Annotated in this window: 13 protein-coding genes; 4 read left to right on the top strand and 9 right to left on the bottom strand. The window is 53.6% G+C overall.

The genetic code is table 11. From position 1 onward, the window contains the following. Positions 1-27: 27 nt before the first annotated feature. The 3 genes from DUE52_RS27100 to DUE52_RS27090 are packed head-to-tail and all read right to left on the bottom strand — an operon-like array spanning position 28 to position 4,510. Positions 28-1,515, bottom strand: coding sequence for a restriction system-associated AAA family ATPase (locus DUE52_RS27100; protein ID WP_114409223.1), 1,488 nt, complete (start codon positions 1,513-1,515; stop codon positions 28-30). Then, positions 1,512-3,065: a restriction endonuclease subunit S gene (locus DUE52_RS27095; protein ID WP_114409222.1), complete on the bottom strand. Its 1,554-nt coding sequence runs from the start codon at positions 3,063-3,065 to the stop codon at positions 1,512-1,514. The genes DUE52_RS27100 and DUE52_RS27095 overlap by 4 nt, the downstream gene beginning before the upstream one ends. Further along, on the bottom strand, positions 3,062-4,510 hold the full coding sequence (locus DUE52_RS27090) for a class I SAM-dependent DNA methyltransferase (protein ID WP_114409221.1): 1,449 nt from the start codon (positions 4,508-4,510) through the stop codon (positions 3,062-3,064). Before DUE52_RS27090 ends, DUE52_RS27095 begins: the two co-directional genes overlap by 4 nt. A 268-nt stretch (positions 4,511-4,778) precedes the next feature. On the opposite strand from DUE52_RS27090, the gene DUE52_RS27085 reads away from it, so the two are divergent. Beyond that, the gene (locus tag DUE52_RS27085) at positions 4,779-5,906 is read left to right on the top strand and encodes a hypothetical protein (RefSeq protein WP_114409220.1); all 1,128 of its coding nucleotides are present in this window, start codon (positions 4,779-4,781) and stop codon (positions 5,904-5,906) included. On the opposite strand, the gene DUE52_RS27080 is transcribed toward DUE52_RS27085, so the two are convergent. Both DUE52_RS27080 and DUE52_RS27075 read right to left on the bottom strand, forming a co-directional pair. Next, on the bottom strand, positions 5,903-7,312 hold the full coding sequence (locus tag DUE52_RS27080; protein ID WP_114409219.1) for a cellulase family glycosylhydrolase: 1,410 nt from the start codon (positions 7,310-7,312) through the stop codon (positions 5,903-5,905). The genes DUE52_RS27085 and DUE52_RS27080 overlap by 4 nt on opposite strands. Positions 7,313-7,384: 72 nt before the next feature. Further along, positions 7,385-9,310: a histidinol-phosphatase gene (locus tag DUE52_RS27075; RefSeq protein ID WP_114409218.1), complete on the bottom strand. Its 1,926-nt coding sequence runs from the start codon at positions 9,308-9,310 to the stop codon at positions 7,385-7,387. 464 nt (positions 9,311-9,774) lie between these two features. On the opposite strand from DUE52_RS27075, the gene DUE52_RS27070 reads away from it, so the two are divergent. Next, complete coding sequence (locus DUE52_RS27070; protein ID WP_114409217.1) at positions 9,775-12,969, top strand: SusC/RagA family TonB-linked outer membrane protein; 3,195 nt, start codon at positions 9,775-9,777, stop codon at positions 12,967-12,969. Positions 12,970-12,996: 27 nt separating this feature from the next. Then, the gene (locus DUE52_RS27065; protein WP_114409216.1) at positions 12,997-14,643 is read left to right on the top strand and encodes a RagB/SusD family nutrient uptake outer membrane protein; all 1,647 of its coding nucleotides are present in this window, start codon (positions 12,997-12,999) and stop codon (positions 14,641-14,643) included. Between the two features lie 140 nt (positions 14,644-14,783). Here the strand turns inward: DUE52_RS27065 and DUE52_RS27060 are convergent, their stop codons facing one another. Further along, positions 14,784-14,975 (bottom strand): cold-shock protein, encoded by a 192-nt coding sequence (locus DUE52_RS27060; RefSeq protein ID WP_114409215.1) that lies wholly within the window; start codon positions 14,973-14,975, stop codon positions 14,784-14,786. Positions 14,976-15,116: 141 nt separating this feature from the next. Continuing rightward, positions 15,117-16,979, bottom strand: coding sequence for a glycoside hydrolase family 97 protein (locus DUE52_RS27055; protein ID WP_229312329.1), 1,863 nt, complete (start codon positions 16,977-16,979; stop codon positions 15,117-15,119). A 559-nt stretch (positions 16,980-17,538) separates the two neighbouring features. Here DUE52_RS27055 and DUE52_RS27050 point away from each other — a divergent pair. Continuing rightward, positions 17,539-19,164: a S8 family peptidase gene (locus tag DUE52_RS27050; RefSeq protein WP_114409214.1), complete on the top strand. Its 1,626-nt coding sequence runs from the start codon at positions 17,539-17,541 to the stop codon at positions 19,162-19,164. Between the two features lie 31 nt (positions 19,165-19,195). Here the strand turns inward: DUE52_RS27050 and DUE52_RS27045 are convergent, their stop codons facing one another. Further along, a complete protein-coding gene (locus tag DUE52_RS27045) occupies positions 19,196-20,722 on the bottom strand; it encodes a T9SS type B sorting domain-containing protein (RefSeq protein WP_114409213.1) in 1,527 nt (508 codons plus the stop codon). An 84-nt stretch (positions 20,723-20,806) separates the two neighbouring features. Continuing rightward, on the bottom strand, positions 20,807-22,030 hold the full coding sequence (locus DUE52_RS27040) for a DUF5009 domain-containing protein (RefSeq protein WP_114409212.1): 1,224 nt from the start codon (positions 22,028-22,030) through the stop codon (positions 20,807-20,809). Between the last annotated feature and the right edge of the window lie 63 nt (positions 22,031-22,093).

The raw sequence follows: 22,093 nt of genomic DNA, 5'->3' as shown, positions 1-22,093 counted from the left end.
TGACAGGGTGTTTTTTATGCGTTTTCCTCAAGGGCTGGTGCGAACGCCGAAACACGACCGGAGAATCGTGTCGAATGTGGCCCCGTAGGTTTCCTGATCCGGGCGGCTCACTTCTACTTTCCGGGTAAGGGGCGCGCGGCTGAAAATGAAGACCTTTTCTTTGGGGAGATCGGCGGGGAGGTAGGGCGAATGGGTGGTAATCAGGCAGTCCTGCCGGATGGTTTCCGCGTGGTCGCTGCGCTTCCCGTCCGACGTCGGCAGTTCCCGCAGCCGATCCATCAGGTTCATTCGCCAGACCGGATTGAAGTGCGATTCGGGTTCGTCGAGCAAAAAGAGGACATTCGAAAACGAAATCATGCTGAAAGTTCCCAGGAGCTGGGCCAGTTGATGTTCACCGTCGGAAAGAGACACATAATCGACAATGGTGGTATGATTCCGGGCGTGAAAGTTCACCCGTTCGAAACGGAAAACCTTGTCTTCATCCTGCGGCTCCGGCAACCGCGAGGCAAACCGACGCGCTTTGGTTTCTTTGCTAAACCGTTCGCGGGCGTGTTTGGGAATCACGAGATCATTCAGCATGGCGAGTTTGTGAAAAGCCGAATACAGGTCGAAGGCGGTTTTCCAGAAAAACCGAAATGCGGTTTTGGTTTCGGTATCCACCAGAAAGTCAAAGGTGTAGGTTTCGGTTTTGTCATCGTACTGGTAGCAGGTGGCACAGCGTTGCAGCCGGGTCAGATATTCTTCGAGTTCATCCGTGAGCTGAATGCCTTTCCGTTTCGACTGCTTGCCGGCGCGGGCTGGTGCGCGGGGAGCCGCCCCGTGGGCCAGTTGAATGCTGCATCGGAAAGAATGCAGGTCGTCCAGGTGGGCGTATTTCAGCAGGGCGGAACGCTGTTCGTCACTGCCCAGCAGCAGATTGGCAACCAGCACTTCCAGGTGCGTTCCGTAGTCGATCAGCATCAGGCGCGTATCCTGAATACCGGTAGACTGGGTAGCACGATCAATGGCACTCTCGCGTACTTCCTCCGCATAACCGCTCCGGCTCAGCAGGAAAGGCAAACTCAGCGTCTCGTTATCCCCGGACGAATACCCAACCACCTTGCTGGGCAGCAATTCCTTCGTTTCGGGCGCGGTCAGTTCGCAGTTTATCCAGGCTCCGTCCACTAGTTTCCGGATCGTCACCACCGGTCGGCGTTTCGTTTGCGCCTGACGCGAGATTCGGACGTGAACCGTTGCCGGACTGCCGTGGGGCCGGATCAGGTAGTCGACTTCGAACTGCAAACCGGGGTTTCCTTCGATGCGTTCCTCCTGACACACCACGGCATGGAAGGCCGACTGGAACATTTCGGCCAGCACCTGAAGCAACTGCGATTTGCCGGTGCCGTTGGCGCCCAGCAGACACAGGGGTGTGAAGGTTGTTTGCTCATCCATTTGAGGGCGCAATGAAATGTCGAGCCCATCGAGCAGTCCGCCACACGTATCGGCTGAAATGATGTGAATCCGTAAGAGCTTCATGGTTTTATCCGGATCAGGGTCATGGTCTGTTTTTCGGGGTCAAAGACCTGTTTCAGTGCCGGTTGTTTTTCGGAGAGAAGCGTAAAAACCGCTTCTTTCAGGGCATCGTATTCAACGGCGAGCTGACGGCGGAGTTCGTCGAAGGTGAACGGACCATCCGGCAGGAAGCGAATGGATTCCAGCACGGTTTCGGGCGAGAGTGGGGTCATTCTGGGTTTTCGGGTACGTTTGGGCAAGGGCGTCGTTTGGGATCGGGCGGTTTTGTCGGCCTGCAGGCGCTGGAGGAGCAAACCGGCGGGTTCGTCCTCCGGATCTTGCGGTATCAATTGTCCGCGAAAGGCGCTGTCCAGCGTGGCCGCCGGCAACCGCTCAATGTTTCTCCGGGCCGCCAAGCAGCGGGCTTCCAGGGCATCGGCATAGGCAAACAGGGCGTCTACCCGACGGACGATTTCGTGCTGCTCGGCGACGGGCGGCACCGGAAACCTGAAATGGCGGCATTGGGAAAGCGAAACATTGATCTGCCCCGCCGACCCGCGCGTTTCGTGCAGAATGGCCGCCAGGTTGTCGCCTTTGCAAAGCAGGTAATACAGCCAGCCGCTCGTGATTCGCGGGCCGGGCCGGAAGAGCGTCAGGGCCTGGTTGATGTTCCATTCGGGATGGGTATCGGGTACGATGGCAACCTTCCCCAGCGGTGGCCCCACAATATTCATCAGAACATCGCCCGGTAGGGTTTGCGACCTTTTCAGGGCCTTGTCGTGCGATGCCGTTGAAATGAACTGCGGTCTGGAAGTAAAGTCAATCGACTGATTGACAATATTATAAACTTTTAAAAACGGAATGTTGGGGTGATCAAGAAAACCTTCTGCGGGGGTGCCGCCGTTTTGAACTTTCGCACAAACCTCGTCTGCCCGCTCCAGCGTCCAGTCCGAAACGTCTTTCCCGCGCCATTTCTCTGTGAGTTTTCCGGAAATAGCCGCCGATAGAATCGACTGGCGCAGGTTTTTCAGCAGGCTTTGCACCCGATCCAGACGGTCGCGGCAGGCTTCAATTCGGGCCAGGGTAGCCCGGATTTTGTGTACAATCCGGTGTTGTTCCCGGAGTGGCGCAATCAAAACCGGCAAGGTGGCCACTCGTTTGGGCTGCGCCCGTGTGAGCGAGCCCCCCACGCCCGTAACGCCCCGGCAGATCAGGTCGCGGAAAACCGGGGTGCTAAAATAATACCGTAAAAAATCAGGCGATAAAACCGGTGACCGCACAACAATCCATTCGGACGACGCAATTTGCCGGAACTCGCCTTTGGGCCTAACTTTCCAGACGCGGTTAATCCGGGGGTTGATCTTGCAGATCAGGATGTCGTCGGGCTCTACCAGTTGCTTCACGGAGCCAATGGCCGCGCCGGCCAGCCGCTCGGGCTGATGGGTTGGAAAGGCCGGCACACTGTAGAGTTCAAAAATAACATCGGGTTGACTGGCGGGGTTGATCACCAGCGACGCGAATTCGTTGATTGCGCCCAGGTTGACCCTGATCCAGCCCGGCGGTAGGTCATTCATACCTCCACCTCCTCTCCCAATTCCTCCATGATTTCCCGCAATTCCTCCAGCGCCCCCTCGAGTTCCTCCATCACTTCCCGCGCCAGCACGCCCGGCTCCGGCAGTTCTTCACTTTCGTCCTTGAGCCACGAAATATCCAGGTTGTCGTTGTGCTGCGCGATCCACTCGCGGCTAAACCGGCGGAAGCGGTTGGTGATGCCGGTATCGTCCCGTCGCCTGGATAAAGCCTCCGGACGTCCCAGCGGATCATCGCCAAAAGCGGTTTCAAATTCGGAAAAGTGGTTCCGGGTCAGCAGCGTGCGTTTTCCGTATTGCGGCATGTTAGCCCGCAAATCATACACCCAGACTTCTTTCGTATTGCCCTGATCGGTGTGGCCTTTTGTGAAGAAAATCACGCAGGTTTTTACGCCCTGGGCATAAAAAATACCCGTCGGCAGGCGCAAAATGGTGTGGAGATTGCATTTATCCATCAAATCGGCCCGAATCTGTTTTCCGATATTGCCTTCGAAAAGGGCGTTGTCGGGCAACACGACGGCGGCCCGGCCCCCCGGTTTGAGGCCCCGGTAAATGTGCTGTAAAAAACAGAACTGCTTGTTGCTGGTCGGGTAGGGGAGGTCGGTGCGCTCGGGCAGCCCTCCGCCTTTTTTGCTGCCAAAAGGCGGATTCGAAAGAATCAACGTGGCCCCCGGCAGCTTCTGACCGTCCGGCGACAGCGTATCGCCGTAATGAACACCGCCCGCATCGGGGTTGAAATCAATACCGTGGAGAAATAGATTCATGAGTGCCAGCCGATGCGTATCCTGCACATGTTCCATGCCAAAAAAGGTGCGGGTGCGGTATTTTTCAAGCTGGTTTTTGTTCCAGTTTTCCGGATTCTGGTGTTCACGAATGTAATGGTTGGCCGCGATCAGGAAACCGCCCGTTCCGGCCGCCGGATCCTGAATCAGATCATCCAGCGTAGGTTTCATCACCGTCACCAGGCTGTCGATCAGCGATCGGGTGGTGAAATACTGACCAGCCCCCGACTTTTTTTCGTTCGCGCTCTTTTCCAGCAGCCCTTCGTAGATGTCTCCCAGATCTTCCCGGCCGGCATTGTACCACGCCAGTTTATCGATTCCTTCCACCAGCGCCGACAGCGTTGCCGGTTTTTTGATGAACGAGCTGGCATTGCTGAAGATTTCCTTCACAATCTGCTCCCCGTGTGTGCCCAGATGAATCAGGGTGATTTTATAGGCTTCGAGTCGTTCCAGTTTTGGTTTGGCAATCAGGTTATCCCAGCGGTGGCCCTTCGGAATCTGCCCCTCCGTACCGGTTTCCTTCGCCATCTTGAAAAACAGCAGATAGGTTAACTCGGTAACGTATTGGTGATACGTCACGCCATCGTCTTTCAGCACATTACAGAGATTCCAGAGCCGGGCGATGATGTCGTTGGAAATAGGATTCATATTCTAAAGAGGATACCCACGAAAAACAAAGCAAAAAGCACTATTCTGTCCCCTCATTTTCCGAGAAAAGTTACATAGAGTAACCAGTGTTGTGATTCGCTGAAGCTACTGATCCGGGCAAAACTACGCTTTATTGTTTACAAGAATAATTCCTTTTGAATCTTCTCAGACCCCTTTTTGTCTTTTTCTCGTACGGTATTTGACTTTTGCTTGTGTTTAATCTCAATATTTGTTAATTCGCATGTACACACAAATAAACATTAAAATTATGAAACGATTTGTACTACTGGCCATGGTATGGCTAACTCAAACTGTGGGCTGGGCGCAGGATTTGAACTGGAACACCTATCCGGAGGGGGAGTTGACGAATACCTATACCAACATCGGGAATATTCCGGTCGATGCCACGGTGGATGTAACCGGTCTGACGAGTTCCTTTTACCTCGATTATCCCCGCCCGAGTGCCAACGGGCTGGAACTGAATGCCAACTTTCCCACAAATGGCAATTGTATTTCCGTCAAAATAACCTTTTCGCAGCCCGTCAGTAACCTGAATTTCAACCTGCTCGATATTGACCGAATCGATGGCGACAGCCAGTATCAGGACGAGGTGACGGTTTCGGGCAGCAACGCCGGAACGCCGGTCAATCCGGCCATCGGGTCGGCGGCTACCAACACTGTCAGCGGAAATACCATCACAGGCGTCAATGGTGACCTCAACAATGCGGTCAACTCAATTACGTTCAGCAGTCCGGTCACTGAAGTGACCATTCAATACTGCGCCGGGCCGGATTGGGTCGACCCGAAGCGACAGTTTATTTTCATCTCCAATTTCAACTGGGACGATGCCGGTGCCATGCCCGTGCGGCTGGCATCGTTCAGCGGCAAGCGGGTCGAACACCAGATGCTGCTGGGCTGGCAAACGACTTTCGAATCCAACAGTGCCTATTTCGTTGTGGAGCGCAGCGCCGACGCCCACGCCTTCGAAGCCATCGGGCGGGTGGTTTCCAAAGGTTTCTCCGAATCGATGCAGGCATACGGTTTTACAGATGAAGCTCCGCAAAAGGGAACGAATTATTACCGCTTGCGGCAGGTCGACCGCGACGGCCGGTTTGAATTTTCGAAAATTCTGGGGCTGACATACGATGCCGACGGGTTCTATTTTGAGGTTTTGGCGCTGGAACGGGGCCGGATCGAAGTGAAGACCAATGCGCCGGACCCCGCGTTTACGGTCGTGGATTTACAGGGAATTCCGAATCTGGGGACGATTGAAAAGGTCAGTGCCACCCGGTATCTTCTTCACGTAACGCCCGCCGGTCGGGCCACGCCGACCCTGAAAATCGTCCAGATGCGAACCAATCAGTTCAAGTATGCCAAAAAGATTCTACTGAATTAACGGGCTTGTACGGTCAAAGCCAGGTCGGCCCCGAAAGCCGGCGTTTCAAGCGTTGCCAAACCGCCGGAATGCCGAAGTTTTTTCTTCTGCTTCCGGCCGGTTTCCGGCTCAACGTAGGTGACCGTGTAGCGACCGGCGGGCAGATTCAGCATCAGGCTCATCGGTTCGGGCTGCTTCGGATGATTGCCGTTGTAGACGTACAGGGCGTATTGTTTCCCGGTTTCGCCGAGGGCGTGAATCCGCACCCGCGACGGCAACGAACCGCCCTCCAAAACCGTATCCGGTTTCATCCGAACAAAATCCAGCCCTTGCATAAAGTCTTTCAGAACACCCAGTTGCTTCCGAAACGCCGGACTGCCTCCGCCGGGCGATTTTGGTCCCGGCGTGTAGGTGCCGTCGGGTCGAACGGACGTGAACGAATAATCGAGGTTGTTGTAGAGACCGCCCCCGGCCAGCAGAAACTCCCAGCCTTCCTTGCGGTAAGTCGAGTCGGCGGTGCCTTTAAAACCGGTTTCGTTGTCGCCCAGGACTTTGTTCAGCCCGTAATTGAGCGGGACGGCTTTGGGTGGGGTGGCGTAGTGAAAGTTAAAAACCGACACCGCCGGATGTGGCTTCTCAATTTTGGCCGAACCGTTGGCGATGTTCTGCGTAATGAGGTGTTTGTTGGGTAAATTCGTCTCGGTTTTCACAATGAGGTCGGCGATGTGGTGCTGCCAGTTTAGTTGTACCCCGCCGAAATACGGTTCGTTGCAGATTTCAAACAGCACATTGTTGAAACCGTTCAACTCCGTCACGATTTTCCGCACCATCGCTTCCTGAATGGCCAGCAACCCGCCGTTTTTATCAAGTGTATACACGTCGTTGCGTCCAACAGCCCCAACCGAATTGACGTTGTTGGCGGCATTCATCGGACTGATTACCCACATTTTCTCTTCGTAAAACGGACAGAAGAGCGCCAGTTCGACAACGATCCCACGTTGTTCGGCGGCTCCCACAAAGTCCTTCAATCGCTTGAAATAAGCCTCATCCCAACGCGAAAGATCAAATTTGTTGCCACCCAACGCATAGCCGGCCTGTTCGCTGCGGGGCCACGGGCAAATAAACCGTCCCGTTTCCGGTGCCATCGTGTTGTGTTCGATTCCGAAGTCGCCGGGGGCTTCGCGGTAGGCTCCGGTGAAGGTTCGGGTCAGGTTCAAACCGTCTTTTTGAAGCGTGTTGAGATACGTGATGAAATCAAAATCCAGGTTCAGAACCGCTCCATAATGTTCGCCCGACGTGATCAACACCGTGGGTTTGTTCTGGTAGCTGAAATAATGCGGGTTTTCGGGATGTAAATGGATGGGTTGTGCTGAAAGCCAGCCCGTTAAGGCAGTCAATGCAAGGGTCACTAGAAACCGGTTTTTCATGGTTCAGGAGTCGAATGGATAGAGGGACATCTCTATTCTCTTGTCTCTATTCTCTTGTCTATACTCTCAGGTCTATTTCAACAAAAAATCCCGTGCCAGTTCCAGTTGGTCGGTGCTCAGGAAATCGGCACCGGCTTCGCGGAGTTTGGCCCACACTGCCGGATCTTCGGGACAGGCCCAGAGCCGCAGTTTCTTGCCTTCGGCGTGAACCCGCTGAACCAGTTGCCGTAGTTTTTGAAACTGGTCATCCGGCATCGGCCCTTGTCCGCGCCATTGAAGCTGGTTGCCATACGAATCGCTTACTACCGGCATCAGGTCGCGACTGAATCCCTTGCCCAGATCGGCGGGCCGTCCGTCGATGCCCACCAGACGTTCTTTCGCTCTTTTGAGGGTTTCGATGGGGCGGTTTCCGGAAATAAAAACCGTGACGGTACCCGGCTGGCAGCGGTTTCCCTTGCAGGTCGTTAGAATCGACCGATAGCGTTGCAATACCTTCTCCAGGGCTCGATACGTGCTGTCGGCACCGGTTTTGAAGTCGATCATCAAATAAAACGGGCCGCTGTAATTGGCATACACTTTCCCGCCATTCTGGCGAATTCGCTCGGCCAGCGGGCGCAGATACAGATTTTCGAGTGACTTATCGGTGTTCCAGAATGGCGGGCGGTTGTGGGCAACGTACAGTGTATCCTTGTGCGCATACACATCGGCTTCCACACTTGTAAAACCGTGATCCAGGGCGTCCCAAAGCGGGCGCGATTGCTCATAATCATTGTGCGCGTGGGCGTTGGGCAGCGGCACCACGCTGGCGAGTGGCTGCGGAGTTTGCAACGGAGCCATCGGTTGCGTCCAGGCGGTTTCGACATCCCCCGGTTCAAACGGATTGAATTTGGGCTTGGTCGAAATGACTTTGGCCCGCACCAGCAACTCGTCGGTCAGCGTATAACTCGCTTCCGTGCCCATCAGCTCACGCAGAATTTCCGCCTTTTCCTGCCCTTTCCGAATGCCGATAAATTGAATCCGGTATTTGACATCCGGTTCGGTTTTGATCTTGAAGGCCACCGTCGTAGCGGTTTGCGTCAGACTTTCGAAGGTAACCCCCGTGGTAGCGTAAAACCGGCCTGCTTCCAGAGCTTCCACAATCGTGTTGGGTTTTAGCTCGGGCGCGTTCACCATCACCCAGCCCCGCCCCGAATTGCTGTAGGTGGGTCCGAAGAAATTGTAATTATGACTGTCGTCGGTGGCAAGGCCGAGCATCAGCGGTCGACCCTGCCGCAGAAATGTCAGGTTGATTTTGTCCCACATGGCCTCGGTGCCTTCGCGGGTGCTGTCGCCGTAGTTATGCACCTGCGGGTGGCCGTTGAAAACCTCGAAAAACCGCTCGTGCCGGAGTTGCATCAGGTCGTTGGCCGTAATGGCATAATGAAAATTGGGGTGATTGATGTGGGGAAACATCGGTTGGCCGGTTTGCCGTCGTTGCGCCACCACCGCATCGATGTTGTTCTGCATGACCTCGGCCACGCTGTTACCCGGTAGCGGTTTCAGCAGGTTCTGGAGGTTGGTCATGTTGATGTGAATGGGCTTGCCCTGGTAACCCGTCGAGACTTCTTCGCTCTTGAGAATCAGGAACTTTTCCGGTTCTTCGAAATAACTCCGGTATTCGCTCAGGTTCTTCAGCCGCACTTTCAGGGAATCATTCGGGCCGGTCTGGTATTTCACCCAATCGGGTCCGAAGGTGCGCAAATACCGTTCGAAGGTGCGCCGACGGTCGGGAGCGCGCGGCACTTTGATCCATTTTTCACCTTCCTGAAACGTGTTGTGATCCGACAAACCGATAAAATGGTAACCATTGGCCTTGTACCAGTCCATGATCATTTCGGGATAATCGTCGCCGTCGCTCCAGAGCGAGTGCGTGTGGAGGTTGCCTTTATACCACTGTTGGGCATACAGGGGCGAAATCAAAAGAAACAGGGACAATAGCGGGAGCGCTATACGTTGCATGGCGGGGAAAAAGGAAAGTATGTGATTGGGAAAGGAAATGGCCGGTCTTTTCTAATGATTACGAAGTAAGTGTTTGATTATAGGGATGTTATGGGGTTGTTTTTTGGGCTACAATTTACAAACGGTTGCGGTAGGTTGTGCCCCGATGGGATTAAGAAATTATGAAGTATAATTTTCCGGTTAAGCAATCATTAAAGCATCATTAAAATTTAACTATTTCAATAACTATAATATAAGTAAAATATAGTTATTGAAACTATATTTCTAATAATAATGTCTAATAAATCTTGTGAATTCACTTTTTAACTACTATAAATATTGTAATATAAAATAATACAAAATTTTATTTCTATACTGGATCGGGTATATATTTCATATTTTTTTAACAAATCCAATATAAAAAATTTGCGTTGCCTTGGTTAATCTTTAGTTTTAAAAATCATTAACCAAACTAAGATCGTACAATGAGGAAAAATTTACTGTTGAGCCTTCTTCTGATGTGCTCGACTTGTGCTTCCATTTGGGCGCAGGATCGGAAAATTACGGGTAAGATCACGTCTGCCGAAGACAGCAGCCCGTTACCCGGGGTGTCGGTGGTGTTAAAAGGGACTTCGACGGGTACGGTTACCGACGGCAATGGTACGTATCAACTATCCCTGCCAGCCACCAAAGGAACGCTGGTGTACTCGTTCATCGGGATGCTGACGAAAGAAGTGGAGTTGGGAACGAGTTCGGTCATGGACATTCAATTGACGACGGACGCCAAGCAACTCTCGGAAATTGTTGTGACGGGGGTTGGGGTTGCCACGGACAAACGGAAAATTGCCATCTCGGTCGAATCCGTCAGCGCAAAAGACTTACCACAAACGCCCTCGGCTTCCATCGACCAGGCGCTGATCGGGAAAATTCCCGGCGCACAAATCACCAGCCGGGGCGGAACGCCGGGCGCCGACGTGAACATCCTGTTGCGGGGTGTCAACACCATCAACCGGGGCACCTCGCCCATGATTCTGATCGACGGGATTCAGATGGGCGCAACCAGCCTCCAAACCATCGATTTGAACTCCATCGAACGGGTTGAAGTGGTGCAGGGCGCTGCCGCAGCCACCATTTATGGGGCGCAGGGCGCAAACGGCGTCATTCAACTCTTCACTAAAAAAGGGAAAAACGGGCAGTTGAACATCGATTTCTCGTCCAGTATTTCCCAGAATACCTACCTGAACGTCGGCGGATTAAGCAAAGCCCAATACCACGCTTTTGCGACCGATGCCTCCAACAACATCATCGGATCTTCGGGAAAACCGATTACCTACGACGCCGTCAACGGGGTGTATTCCGAAAACGTGCAGTACAACTCGACGGACCCGGCGGTGAAAAACGACAAACCGTATAACGCCAACCTGCAATACCACGATCACTTCGATTATTTTTTCAAACCGGCGAACACCATCAACAACAGCGTAGCGATTTCCGGCGGTAGCCAAAAGTCGGATTTCAGCCTGTCGGCTTCCAACAGCCACCAGGAGAGCAATATGATCAACAATGGCTACTGGGACCGCAGCAACCTGTCGGCTAACATCGGTGCGCAACTGGCCAAAGGGCTGACCTTGCGTTCCATTACGCAGTTAGCCTACACCAAAAACACGCTGAAAACCAGTGACCGAACTATTCTGTTCAGTCTGTTGAACGCCTATCCGCTGGCGGATTTCAACCTGACCACCACCGATGGTTCCATTCCGTACAACATGAACCAGACGATTGGGATCAACGCTTCCAATCCTTCGTACCGGCAGGCGTATACCCAAAACAATGACAACATCGTCGACATCATTCAGAACCTGAACCTGAATTACAAGTTTCCGAAGTTTGTGGAACTAGACGCCAAATACGGCCTGAACTACCAGACGCAGAACCGGGATCTGGAATACCTCAACCAGTCGAACAACGCCAACATCAAATACTGGCTGACCCAGAGCACGGCGCGCTATATTTCCAACTACAACACCAACAATACCGGTGATCTGACGAAATATGCCAACAGCAAAATGTTCCAGAACTTCCTGGCCACGGCTACGACGGTTTTTGATTTCCGGGAAGATTTCGGCCTGAATATTCCCATCAAAAGCGTAACCCAACTGTCGTTCGACTGGCGGAACAGCAAGGTAAAGGAATACACCAGTGCAGCGTTGGGCCTGCCCGCAGCGTATGAACCCTACAATGCCGCCAATACGGCCTCGTGGCGGGTTTACCGCGACTACGAAGAACCCTTCATTACGTATGGGTATCTGGTGAACCAGCGCTTCGAGTATGGCGAATTTGTGGGGGTATCGGGTGGTTTTCGCAGTGATTATTCCTCCGCTTTCGGGCAGGGATCGAAGCCCTTTACGTTTCCCCGGGGAGATGCTTACCTGCGTTTGTCGGCCCTGAACTTCTGGCAGAACAGCGCGGTGAACAGCTTTTTGCCGGAATTGAAACTGCGGGCCGCGTACGGACAGGCCGGGATTCAGCCGAAACCGTTTGACCGCTACGTCACGATTACCCCGACCACCGTCGGCAACAGCACGGCTTTTTATTACGCCAACGGCCAGAGCAACCCGGCTTTGGGGGTGGAAGTGTCGCAGGAATTTGAAGTGGGCGCGGATATGGTATTCAGTTTGCTGAAAGGCACGAGCTGGCTGAACGGCATCAGCGCGTCGGCCACGTATTGGGACCGGCAGACCAAGGATGCCATTTATTCCGTCGACGTAGCGCCGTCCATCGGTCTGGGTACACTGATCGATAACGCCTTCACGCTGGGTTCCCGTGGGCTGCAGTTGTCGTTGAACTCGACGGTGTATAACGGCCGGGATCTCAAGTGGAATACGACCATCAACTACGGCAAGCAAACCTCCGAAATTGTGGCCGTACGCGGTGATGCTCAGGTGGTGGTGATCTCGAACGCGGGCAGTACCAACTACGTGCTGAGAGCCGGCGAAAAAGTGGGTCAGTTGTATGGGTACAAAAGCATCAGCAGCCTCCAGGCGCGGGATGAAAACGGAAACTTCTTTATTCCGGAAGCCCAGCAGGAAAACTATACGGTTGCCAGCAACGGTTTTGTGGTGAACAAAGCCACGAAGCAGCCCTTCTTTACGCCGGGTATGTACAGCTTCGGCGATCCGAATCCGAAGTTCAATATGTCGTTTATCAACGACTTTTCCTTCAAGAATTTCCTGACGTTCAACTTCCAGTTTGACTGGTTATACGGAAGCCACCTCTACAACCAGACCAAGGAGTGGATGTACCGCGACGGGATTCATAGCGATTATGCCCAGCCCTTCACCATCGACGGTCAGACGGGAGCCTGGACGGCTTTCTACCGGGGCGTTTATGCGCAGCGGACCGCCAACGGAACCAAGGATTATTTCTACGAAGATGCCTCTTTCCTGCGGCTGAGAAACATTTCGGTTGGTCTGGATCTTTCCAAACTGTTCCACATTCCGGTGTTCAAAAAACTGCAACTGGTGCTGGCCGGCCGGAACATCTGGACCGTGACCAAATACACCGGTTTTGATCCTGAAATCAGCTCAGGAACATCGAATTCGGCCTGGGACCGCGGAACGGATCACAGCACGATGCCGAACTTCAAGTCGTATCAGGCTACGTTAAACATTGGGTTTTAATCAAATCCGTCTCAAAAAAAGATCATCATGAAGAAGTTCAAAATAGTTGCTTTGGCATTCCTTCTGGCGGGTTCGATCACGTCCTGCAAGGAAGATCTGAATGTGGCCAATCCCAACCAGCCGTCGTCACCGGCCTTGAAAACCGAATCCGGTCTGGTTGCTTTCGGGCAGGGATTCTACATCACTGGTTTTCGGGATGTGAAATTTTATGACGGTGTGCCGGGCTATTTCTGGTCGGGCGCCATCGGAAACCATGAGCTGATGGGCGACGTCATCGGAACCGACATTGCCAACGTGTTCATTAACCAGATTGGCGCACCGGATCAAATCACCTTGGACGACGGTACGATTTTACTGAATCCGAATTCGCCCAACAAGCAGATCGACTTTATCCGGATCTCGTCCAATATCAACTCGGCGGGTTCCCAAAACTCGACCTACTACGAATGGGCGTACATGTACAACATGAACAATGCGGCCAATACGCTTTTGAGCAATGTCGATGCGGTTACGTTTACGGGCGATGCCGCCACCAAAAAAGGCGTTCTGAAGGCGTGGGGCTACTGGTGGAAAGGATTTGCGTACGCCCGGATTGGGTCCATGTATTACGCCGGCGTGATCAACGATCTGGCCAATGGCGAGGTGCTGAATGGCACCAATGGAAAGTATGTATCGAAAGAAGCGATTATTGCCGAATCCAACCGGAATCTGGATGAAGCGGCTAAAATTCTCGGAACCTTAACCGTCAACGCCGATTATACCGCGACCCTCCAGGGCCTGATTCCCAGCTTTAACCGGGTGGGCAAAGGCGGTGTGCTGACGCCGGTGATGTGGCAGCGGAACATCAGTACCCTCAAAGCCCGGAACATCCTGGTCAATACGCCGGTAAGCACCATGACGGCGGCCCAATGGACTGAAATTCTGACGCTGACCAACAGCGGCATTCTGGCTTCCGACTTCGTGTTTACGGGCCGCTCGAACGCCAACGGGGATTTTCTGTCGCCCACGGTCGGCACGGTTTCGGGAAAAACCACCGGGGCCAACAACACCTATAAAATTACGGAGCGACTGATTCAGGATTTCAAAGCTGGTGACAAACGCCTGACCAACAATTTCCGGCAGCGGACATCGGCTTACATTGGCGAAACCTCGCGGGGGAATTCGTTTTTCACGCGCTGGGAACTGATCAACCGGGGGGCTGCGGGTTCGGAAGGCGAAGCGGGTGTGATCACCTATTCCAGCCTGAATCCGGGCGGCTATGAACTGTTTCTGGCTAGTTCCTACGAAGAAAATCAATTGATGAAAGCCGAAGCGTTGATTTATACCGGCAATACGGAAGGCGGTCTGGCGCTGATCGATGAGGTTCGGCAAGCCCAGGGAGCCGGCATTGCCGCCGTGGCCGGAACCGGCCTGTCGCTGGCGGCTGCCAAAGAAGAACTGCGCAAGGAAAGACGCGTCGGCCTGTTGTTCCGCGCTCTGGCCTTCTACGACGCCCGCCGGTGGGGGGTGCTGGAAACCGGTCGCACAGGAGCGGTTGCTCTGAGCCGGACCGGCGTGGTTAGTACCAACGCCACCATCAACTACAACTTCCTGGATTACTGGGATGTGCCCGATAATGAAATCGTCTACAATCCCCCGGCGGAGGGAAGCGCACCGACCAAAAACCCGAAATAAACCCGGGAATCAGAACGTAAAAATCCCGCATTCGACAGCATCGGATGCGGGATTTTTTTGCGGTTTCAAAAAGTGAGGGCAAAAAAAAACATGCCGGGAAGCATGTTTTTTCAAGCGTTTCAAATTATTATATCTTTCGATTAAATAACCTCTACGTTAACGGCATTCAAACCTTTTTTACCTTGCTCAACTTCAAATTGAACTTTGTCGTTCTCACGAACTTCGTCAATCAAACCTGATACGTGAACAAAGATGTCTTTGTCTGAATCCGAAGGGGTAATAAACCCAAAACCTTTGAGTTCATTAAAAAATTTAACAGTTCCTGTTTGCATTATATTGTATTGTATTTTAAAATTTCACCAAAGGTAATAAGAATAAGTCAGAACCGCATCATGTCCTTTATTTATTTTGATGCATGGCACGCTGAATAAAACCGTCCTGTCTGGATTTTTCGTTTTTTTAAGCCCATTCCGTTAGTTTCTTTTCAAGACCACAACCTGCCCACCGGAAGGTAACAGATTGGCGGTCAGTTGGTCTTTCGACGTGACGGTCCGGGTTTGTTTCCGGATTTTTCCGGTTCCATCGTCCTCATACAACCAGAGAGAATATTTTTTTCCCGGTTCCAGAAAGGCGAGCGACAGGTCAATTTTCCGGGCTTCGGTGCTGGTAATGGTGCCGACAAACCAGTCAGTTCCTTTCCGCCGGGCCACCGACACATACTGGCCCGGTGTGCCATCCAGCACTTTCGTTTCATCCCAAACCGTCGGGAGGTCTTTCCAGAATTCAATTTCCTGCCGATCCGGGAAGTCGGCCGGTTTGCCATACCAGTACAAATACTGAAGCGGACTGAAATAAATAACCGGCAACGCCAGTTGGTGGCCTTTGGTGTTGGTCAACCGCGGTTGGTTGAAGCAGAACGTATAATCGGCGGCTCCGGCAATGTACCGCGTGAAGGGCAAAACCGTGTTGTGGGTCGCATTGGGCCATTCTTCGTTACCCCGCACGCCTTCCTGCGTCAAGAGGTTTGGATACGTCCGGCTGAAACCGGTCGGGCTATATTCATCGTGGATGTCCAGAACCAGTTGGTGTTTGGCGGCTTTGCGGATGGCGTCGTGAAGCCAGACCGTCCAGTGGTGCGATCCCGTATGCACAAAACCGTATTTGATGCCGGCAACGCCCCAACGTTGGTAGAGCGGCAGGAGCGTATCCAGTTGCCGTTCGAGGGCGCGGTGGTTGACGTACAAAATGACCTTCTTCCCCTTCGATTTGGCGTACCGGATGGCTTCGGGCAAATCCAGATCGCCTTTCGGATTCCGGCGCGGATCGACTGACACCCTGGTTGCGTCCGACGCAATTTCGTATTCGTGACCGTACCAGCCCGCGTCGAAATGGAGGTAGTCGATGTTTTGCTCCACCGCGAAATCGACCAGATTTTTGGCTCCCGTGGTCGATAGCGTCACTTCCCGCATCACTTTTCCCGGTTTGATCCAACTCACGTCCTTGATTTCATTCGGCGGATTCAGGTTCTGAATCAGGTAGTTATGTTCCAGCAGGTCGCCGGGCCGGTCGGCCGCCATCACCACCCGCCACGAACTGGCAAAGGGCGAAGCTTCGGTGATTTCACCCGCCAGTTGGCTGACGAGCTGATTCAGACCGGCGGTTTTGAGCCGCACCAGCGGGTAGCTGCTTTGCTCGGCTTGTGTGATGCAGGCCCAGGTTCCGTTGTCGAGTTTCAGGGTGAGCGGCATTTGGGCGGCTTTCGTCCAGTTCTCTATGGTCCGTTCTTCGTAGCTCCCCTGCGCATGATCGGTGTAGAGGGCTTTTGTTTTCGGCGGCAGGTTGAAGTAGGTCATTTCCTGCCCAACATCCAGAATTTGCATGCGCAGGTCTTCCGGAAAAAAATACCGGAAAGCCACGCCTTCGTCGTACGCCCGGACGATGAGTTGCATCGTTCCGCCCGACCCCGGCCCGTTGCGCAGGCTGACGACCAGCTCGTTGTAGCGATCGGGAATCTCGGCGCGTTCCCCCCAGACCGGTTTCCAGTTTGCTTGCTGGCTTCGTTTCGTCGCCGACACAATCCGCAGGTTTTTATCCCAGTTCAACGGCCGGGAAGTGGCGGGATTGCCGCCCAGTCCCAGCCGCGAAGGCAGAATCAGGGGCTGGTTTCGGTACGTTATTTCGTAAACCGGACTTTGGGGCGATTCCGGCATGTCGCGCAGGTCAATCGACAAGGTGAGCAGACCATTGGGCGAGCTAATCCGGAGTGAATCCGGCGTTTGCGCCCGCCCCGTATTGATCAGGGCCATCAAGAAAATAGCGAAAAGAATTCGGGTCATTTAGGTTGAACGTTTTAAAAAGTACATACACCAATCTCGCAGATTGTTCGCGATGATGGTTGAACATAGGGATCAAAAAGGCGAGCCATTCATCCCGTAGGGATTCAACAGCGCAGCGTCGGTAGAAAACGGGGCGTCTTGATCGTTCGTGTGCCGTGAGGTACACAACCGTTTGCAATGGTCGCGTGCCTAAAGGCACGCCGGAACCGTTGGTACCCTATTTTCTACCGACGCTACGCTGTTATGCCCCTGACGGGGCACGGTTCTCGATAGCTCCTCCCTATTTGTCAAGGTTCTCCGGTGAACTATCTACTACTGGTTTATCTATCAATATCCCGGCTTTTTAAGTATACTTTTATTCCATACTTCAAAATCACCATATTGTGGCATCATGTGCCACCCTATCCCCTGGTTTGGGTGAAATTGGCGCAGCTTCCGGCAGAAATCAGTAAAATATACCGTAATTCGCCTTCGATTCGTTATACTAGACTGCTACCAGCGCGAACCAGTTTCTGTTTCAGTTGTTAACAGAAATAGACAACTGCTAACCTTCTTTTCTATGTCGTTCAAAAAGTTTGTATTCCGACTCCTGAGTCTCTATACATTCATCCTGTTTGGTTTCGCCCGTGGGCAGGCCCAGACATCCCAATGGTTTCACCTCGATTCGAAAGCCGACAGCGTCTGGGGAATCAGCACCGACCGCACCTACCGCGAATTACTGAGCCACCGCAAACCAACGCCCGTCGTCGTGGCCGTGATCGATGGCGGAATCGACTCCACGCACGAAGATTTAAAGCGAATTCTGTGGACCAATCCGAAGGAAATTCCCGGCAACGGGATCGACGACGATAAAAACGGTTACGTCGATGACGTCCACGGCTGGAATTTTATCGGCGGAAAAGATGGGCGGAATGTTCAGTACGAAACCGCCGAAGTGACCCGGCAATACGCCCGGCTGCGCCCCCTGTACGAAGGCAAAGAGCGTTCGTCGCTGAAACCGGCGCAACAGAAAGAATTCGACCAGTTCGTGAAATATAAAACGGAGATGGAGAAGAAACGCGCTGAGTATAAGGAACAATACGATTCTTACAGCACGTTCAGCACCCAACTGGTGACGATCATTGATGGATTGAAAAAAGCCCTCGGCGTCTCCAAACTGGATACGGCCACGCTGCGCAATCCGGCCACCGACAATGATTTTGTGAAGAAAGCGGCTGCCGCTCTCTACGAAATGACCAGTGCGCAGGGATTCGGGCAGGCCGAAGATATTCAGGCCGAACTGACAAGAGGACTGGAAGACCTGAAAGGCAAAGCGGAATACGCCTACAACCCGGATTTCGACAGCCGCTCGATTGTGGGGGATAAACCCGACGATCTAACCGAAACCGCCTATGGCAATCCCGACATAACCGGCCCCGATGCCCTGCACGGCACGCACGTCGCCGGTATCATTGGTGCCGACCGAACCAACAACCTGGGCGTGCAGGGCGTGGCCGATCAGGTGCAGATCATGGCCGTTCGGGCCGTTCCCGATGGCGACGAACGGGACAAGGATGTGGCCAATGCAATTCGCTATGCCGTTAATAACGGTGCCCAGATCATCAACATGAGCTTCGGGAAAGACGTGTCACCCCAACGCAAAGCCGTCGATGACGCCATGCGGTACGCGCTTTCCAAAGGCGTTCTGCTGATTCACGCGGCCGGGAACGACAACAAGTTGCTGGATACGACCGCCAGTTTTCCATCAGACCGGTTTATGGATGGTTCGGCGATTCCGAACCTGATTACGGTGGGGGCTATTACGTCCAAAAACAATGAAAGTCTGGTCGCACCGTTTTCCAATTATGGCCGGAAAACCGTCGATGTGTTTGCGCCGGGCATGGCCATTTATTCAACAACGCCCCGCAACGGGTATGACAACCTGAGCGGTACGAGCATGGCGGCTCCGGTCGTAAGCGGGATTGCCGCCGTTCTGAAGTCGTATTTTCCGAAACTGACGTACAGCGATCTGAAGCGGATTATCGAAAAATCGGCTGTTGTACAAAACCGGCAGGTGCTTCGTCCCGAGTCTACGGATCTGGTCAATTTTACCGATTTATCGAAAACCGGCGCGATTGTGAATCTCTACGAAGCCGTCAAACTGGCCGAGGCCGAAGAAGCCGCAGCGGCCGCGAAAAAAGGCTGACGGTTTACGGGAATAAAGAAGGCGGGGCGCACTATCGGGTTAGACTGAGTGCGCCCCGTTTTTGTTCGGCCAACACGCTGGTGCCCTGCTGAAGCCGGTAGCGGATTTGCCAGCCGTACACGCCAACTGGCGCGGGTTTTCCCTCATACATCCCGTTCCAGGCGAATGGCGGCTCGGCGGTCTGGAAAACCAGTTCACCCCAGCGGTTGAAAATCGACAGCGATGTAATGGTAATGTCTCCGCACCCAAACGGTTGAAAAACATCGTTTTGTCCGTCGGCGTTGGGCGTGAAAATATCCGGTGTATACAACACACAACCGCAATCTTCATACGAAATACGAACCGTGTCGCGAACGGTGGCGCAATCGTTGCTCACCGACGCCTGAAAAAAGCCGGACTGACCCACGGTTCTGATAACCGCTTCGAATGGGTCCTGCCAGCTAAATTTCCCCTCGGCAAAGTCGGGCCGAATCGTAAATATTTCTGCCCCACACAGGTTTTGATCCGGCCCCAGATTCAGCCGGGGTGGTGGCACAAACCGGACCTGAATGCTGTCAGTAGCCACGCAACGAGCCTGCTCGACCCGCAAACTGTATAAACCAGCCTGCCTGACAACATAGGTGGGCGTGGCCGAACCGTCCTGCCAGCGAAACGTCGGCGGAACATCGGGGGGCGTTTTGAGCGTCAGGGTTTGTCCCGCACACAGCGTCGTGTCGCGGCCGAGGTCGAAATCGAGGGCGTAATCCACCCGGATGGTGTCGCGCAGGACTTTGCAGGGTGTGGTGACCGTGACGGAATAATGGCCCGGTTTGGTGACCCGAAACGTGGGTGCGGTGCTGCCATCGTGCCAGCGGTATTCAGTGGCACCGGGTGTCGTCGCATCCAGCAACAGTGTGCTGTTTCGGCCACAAAGCGTGGTGTCTTTTCCGAGGTCCATTTCAATGGGCAACAGCGAAACGTCGTCGATGAAGAGGTAGAAATAACCCAGAAAAACCGGCAGTTTTTTAAAACTCCCGATGGTTAAATATTGCTCCCCGCCTTTGGCTTTAACGTAACCCGAAATCCGTTCCCAGCGCAACATTGGAATGCTGGTGGTCAGGACATTGTCAATCACCTGGGCATCCGCCGGAAGCAATCCTTTTTCCGGGGAGGTAATCGGTTTTTCGGACAAAAAAGCACCGATGGTTCCGCTTAAGTATTTGTTCGGCGTTGGCGTGGCGACGTACATCTCGAAGAAATAGCAGTCGTCGGCAACCAGCGGTTTTTTCAGGGGCGTCGCGAGGTATTCGGCCCAGCTTACATCCAGAAAAAGCCGGGCCAGTCCCTGCCCGGAACGGGGTGGCAGTTCCATCTGAACCGTCGGAAAACACTGGTGGTAAAAATCGGGCGTGGCCCCGTTGGGATTGTACCAGGGAACCGCTTCTCCCAACAGATTATCCTGGCGGGGGCAGGCTCGGTACTCCTCAAAACCGCCATTCTGAAGCAGATTTTGGGCCATAGCGATTCCCGGCAGGCAGAATACCAGCCACGACACCATCCAAACGGCACGACTCCGCATGTTTCAGTAAATCGCTAAAGTGATCGGGGAAGTGTAATATACGGTCTTTTTGCGAATAACCCCGTTGGATTGAGTGGTTAGAAGTTAGAGTTTTAGCCGGATGCCCGCTTTGCCCAGCATTTTGGTAATCCAGACACACAGCAGGGCAAACAGGAAGGATTTCAGCAGGCCGATGCCACCGATCAGCAAAACGTCCGGCAGGCTGATTCCCAGGAAAGCCGTGGTGGCGTAGGCAAAGTACGGGATCAGGTAGCAGAGTAGCGTGTCGGTTCCGGCGGGTTTGATAAACTGGAACCACTGGCTTTTTCCTTTCACGTCGGCAAGCCAGTAAATGGCCGTGAACGCCAGAATCGTGAACGCACTGCACAGAAACAGCCAGGCCGGTGTGGCATCCAGCTTCGATAGGCCCCAGTAGGGCCGGGTGATGACGGAAAGGCCGGTTAGCCAAACCGCCGTTCCGAGAAAAACGCTGGCCATCCGCCGGTTGTCGCCCTGTTTCCGGTAGTACTGAAACAGGGTCGCAATCACAACCCCGCCCATGCTCAAACCGGCCAGCGTGCCGCCCCGGATGGCCGCCGGAATGAAGTCGATGGCGTTAGGCAAGAGCTCCGCCTGCGACAGCATGCTCAGCAGTGCAAAACCGCACCAGGCTGTAATAAGCACGAAAAGCCGGTTTCGGGCAAAAACCGTGACTAGCGCGGCCGCCAGATACGACCAGCCAATGAGTCCCAGAATGCCCCACCAGTGCGGCTCGAAACGGGTGGTTTTTTCGGCATCACCGCCCCGGTACAGGACGGCTAAAACCAGCAGGATCAGCAATCCGGCGGTTTTCAAACTTGTACGGAGCCAGTTAGGCATGGTCTTCGGGTAGGTACTCCAGACCAGAATGAACGACGTACAGCACAACACATTCCACAAAAGCCGGGGCAGTCCCGTGGCGGTTTCGTTGATCGATTCGCCGTTGACCAGAAAAACGCCCATCGTCAGCAACGCCACCGACCGCAGCAGAACGTGCCCGACGAGTTGAAGATCCGTGTCGCCTTTTTTTCGCCGGTTATCGATGGCGAAGGGGAGCGACATGCCGACAATGAACAGAAAGGCCGGGAAAACGACGTCGGCCAGCCCGATGCCGTCGGCGCCGGGCGGCACGTGTTCGAGCCAGGCCGGAATGCCGGTTAACGACCAGAGGTCATTGACGAAAATCATGAGCACCATCGTCAGCGCGCGCAGAATATCGATGGCCCCAACCCGCGCCGGATTCAGGGCGGTTTGGGTGGTTTGCGAAAAAAGGGTTGCGGTTTTGTACATGGTTATTACGGATGGGAACACGGATTAGGCGGATTGAACGGATTAAAAAACGGATTTTAATTA

This window comes from Larkinella punicea (assembly GCF_003334855.1).
GTDB lineage: Bacteria > Bacteroidota > Bacteroidia > Cytophagales > Spirosomataceae > Larkinella > Larkinella punicea.
Note: the sequence above shows the minus strand (reverse complement) of the source record. Positions and strands in the feature narration are given on the sequence as shown.

Coding starts and splice junctions, on each gene's coding strand:
- DUE52_RS27100 (WP_114409223.1), bottom strand. CDS start 1,515: ATGAAGCTCTTACGGATTCACATCATTTCAGCCGATACGTGTGGCGGA.
- DUE52_RS27095 (WP_114409222.1), bottom strand. CDS start 3,065: ATGAATGACCTACCGCCGGGCTGGATCAGGGTCAACCTGGGCGCAATC.
- DUE52_RS27090 (WP_114409221.1), bottom strand. CDS start 4,510: ATGAATCCTATTTCCAACGACATCATCGCCCGGCTCTGGAATCTCTGT.
- DUE52_RS27085 (WP_114409220.1), top strand. CDS start 4,779: ATGAAACGATTTGTACTACTGGCCATGGTATGGCTAACTCAAACTGTG.
- DUE52_RS27080 (WP_114409219.1), bottom strand. CDS start 7,312: ATGAAAAACCGGTTTCTAGTGACCCTTGCATTGACTGCCTTAACGGGC.
- DUE52_RS27075 (WP_114409218.1), bottom strand. CDS start 9,310: ATGCAACGTATAGCGCTCCCGCTATTGTCCCTGTTTCTTTTGATTTCG.
- DUE52_RS27070 (WP_114409217.1), top strand. CDS start 9,775: ATGAGGAAAAATTTACTGTTGAGCCTTCTTCTGATGTGCTCGACTTGT.
- DUE52_RS27065 (WP_114409216.1), top strand. CDS start 12,997: ATGAAGAAGTTCAAAATAGTTGCTTTGGCATTCCTTCTGGCGGGTTCG.
- DUE52_RS27060 (WP_114409215.1), bottom strand. CDS start 14,975: ATGCAAACAGGAACTGTTAAATTTTTTAATGAACTCAAAGGTTTTGGG.
- DUE52_RS27055 (WP_229312329.1), bottom strand. CDS start 16,979: ATGACCCGAATTCTTTTCGCTATTTTCTTGATGGCCCTGATCAATACG.
- DUE52_RS27050 (WP_114409214.1), top strand. CDS start 17,539: ATGTCGTTCAAAAAGTTTGTATTCCGACTCCTGAGTCTCTATACATTC.
- DUE52_RS27045 (WP_114409213.1), bottom strand. CDS start 20,722: ATGCGGAGTCGTGCCGTTTGGATGGTGTCGTGGCTGGTATTCTGCCTG.
- DUE52_RS27040 (WP_114409212.1), bottom strand. CDS start 22,030: ATGTACAAAACCGCAACCCTTTTTTCGCAAACCACCCAAACCGCCCTG.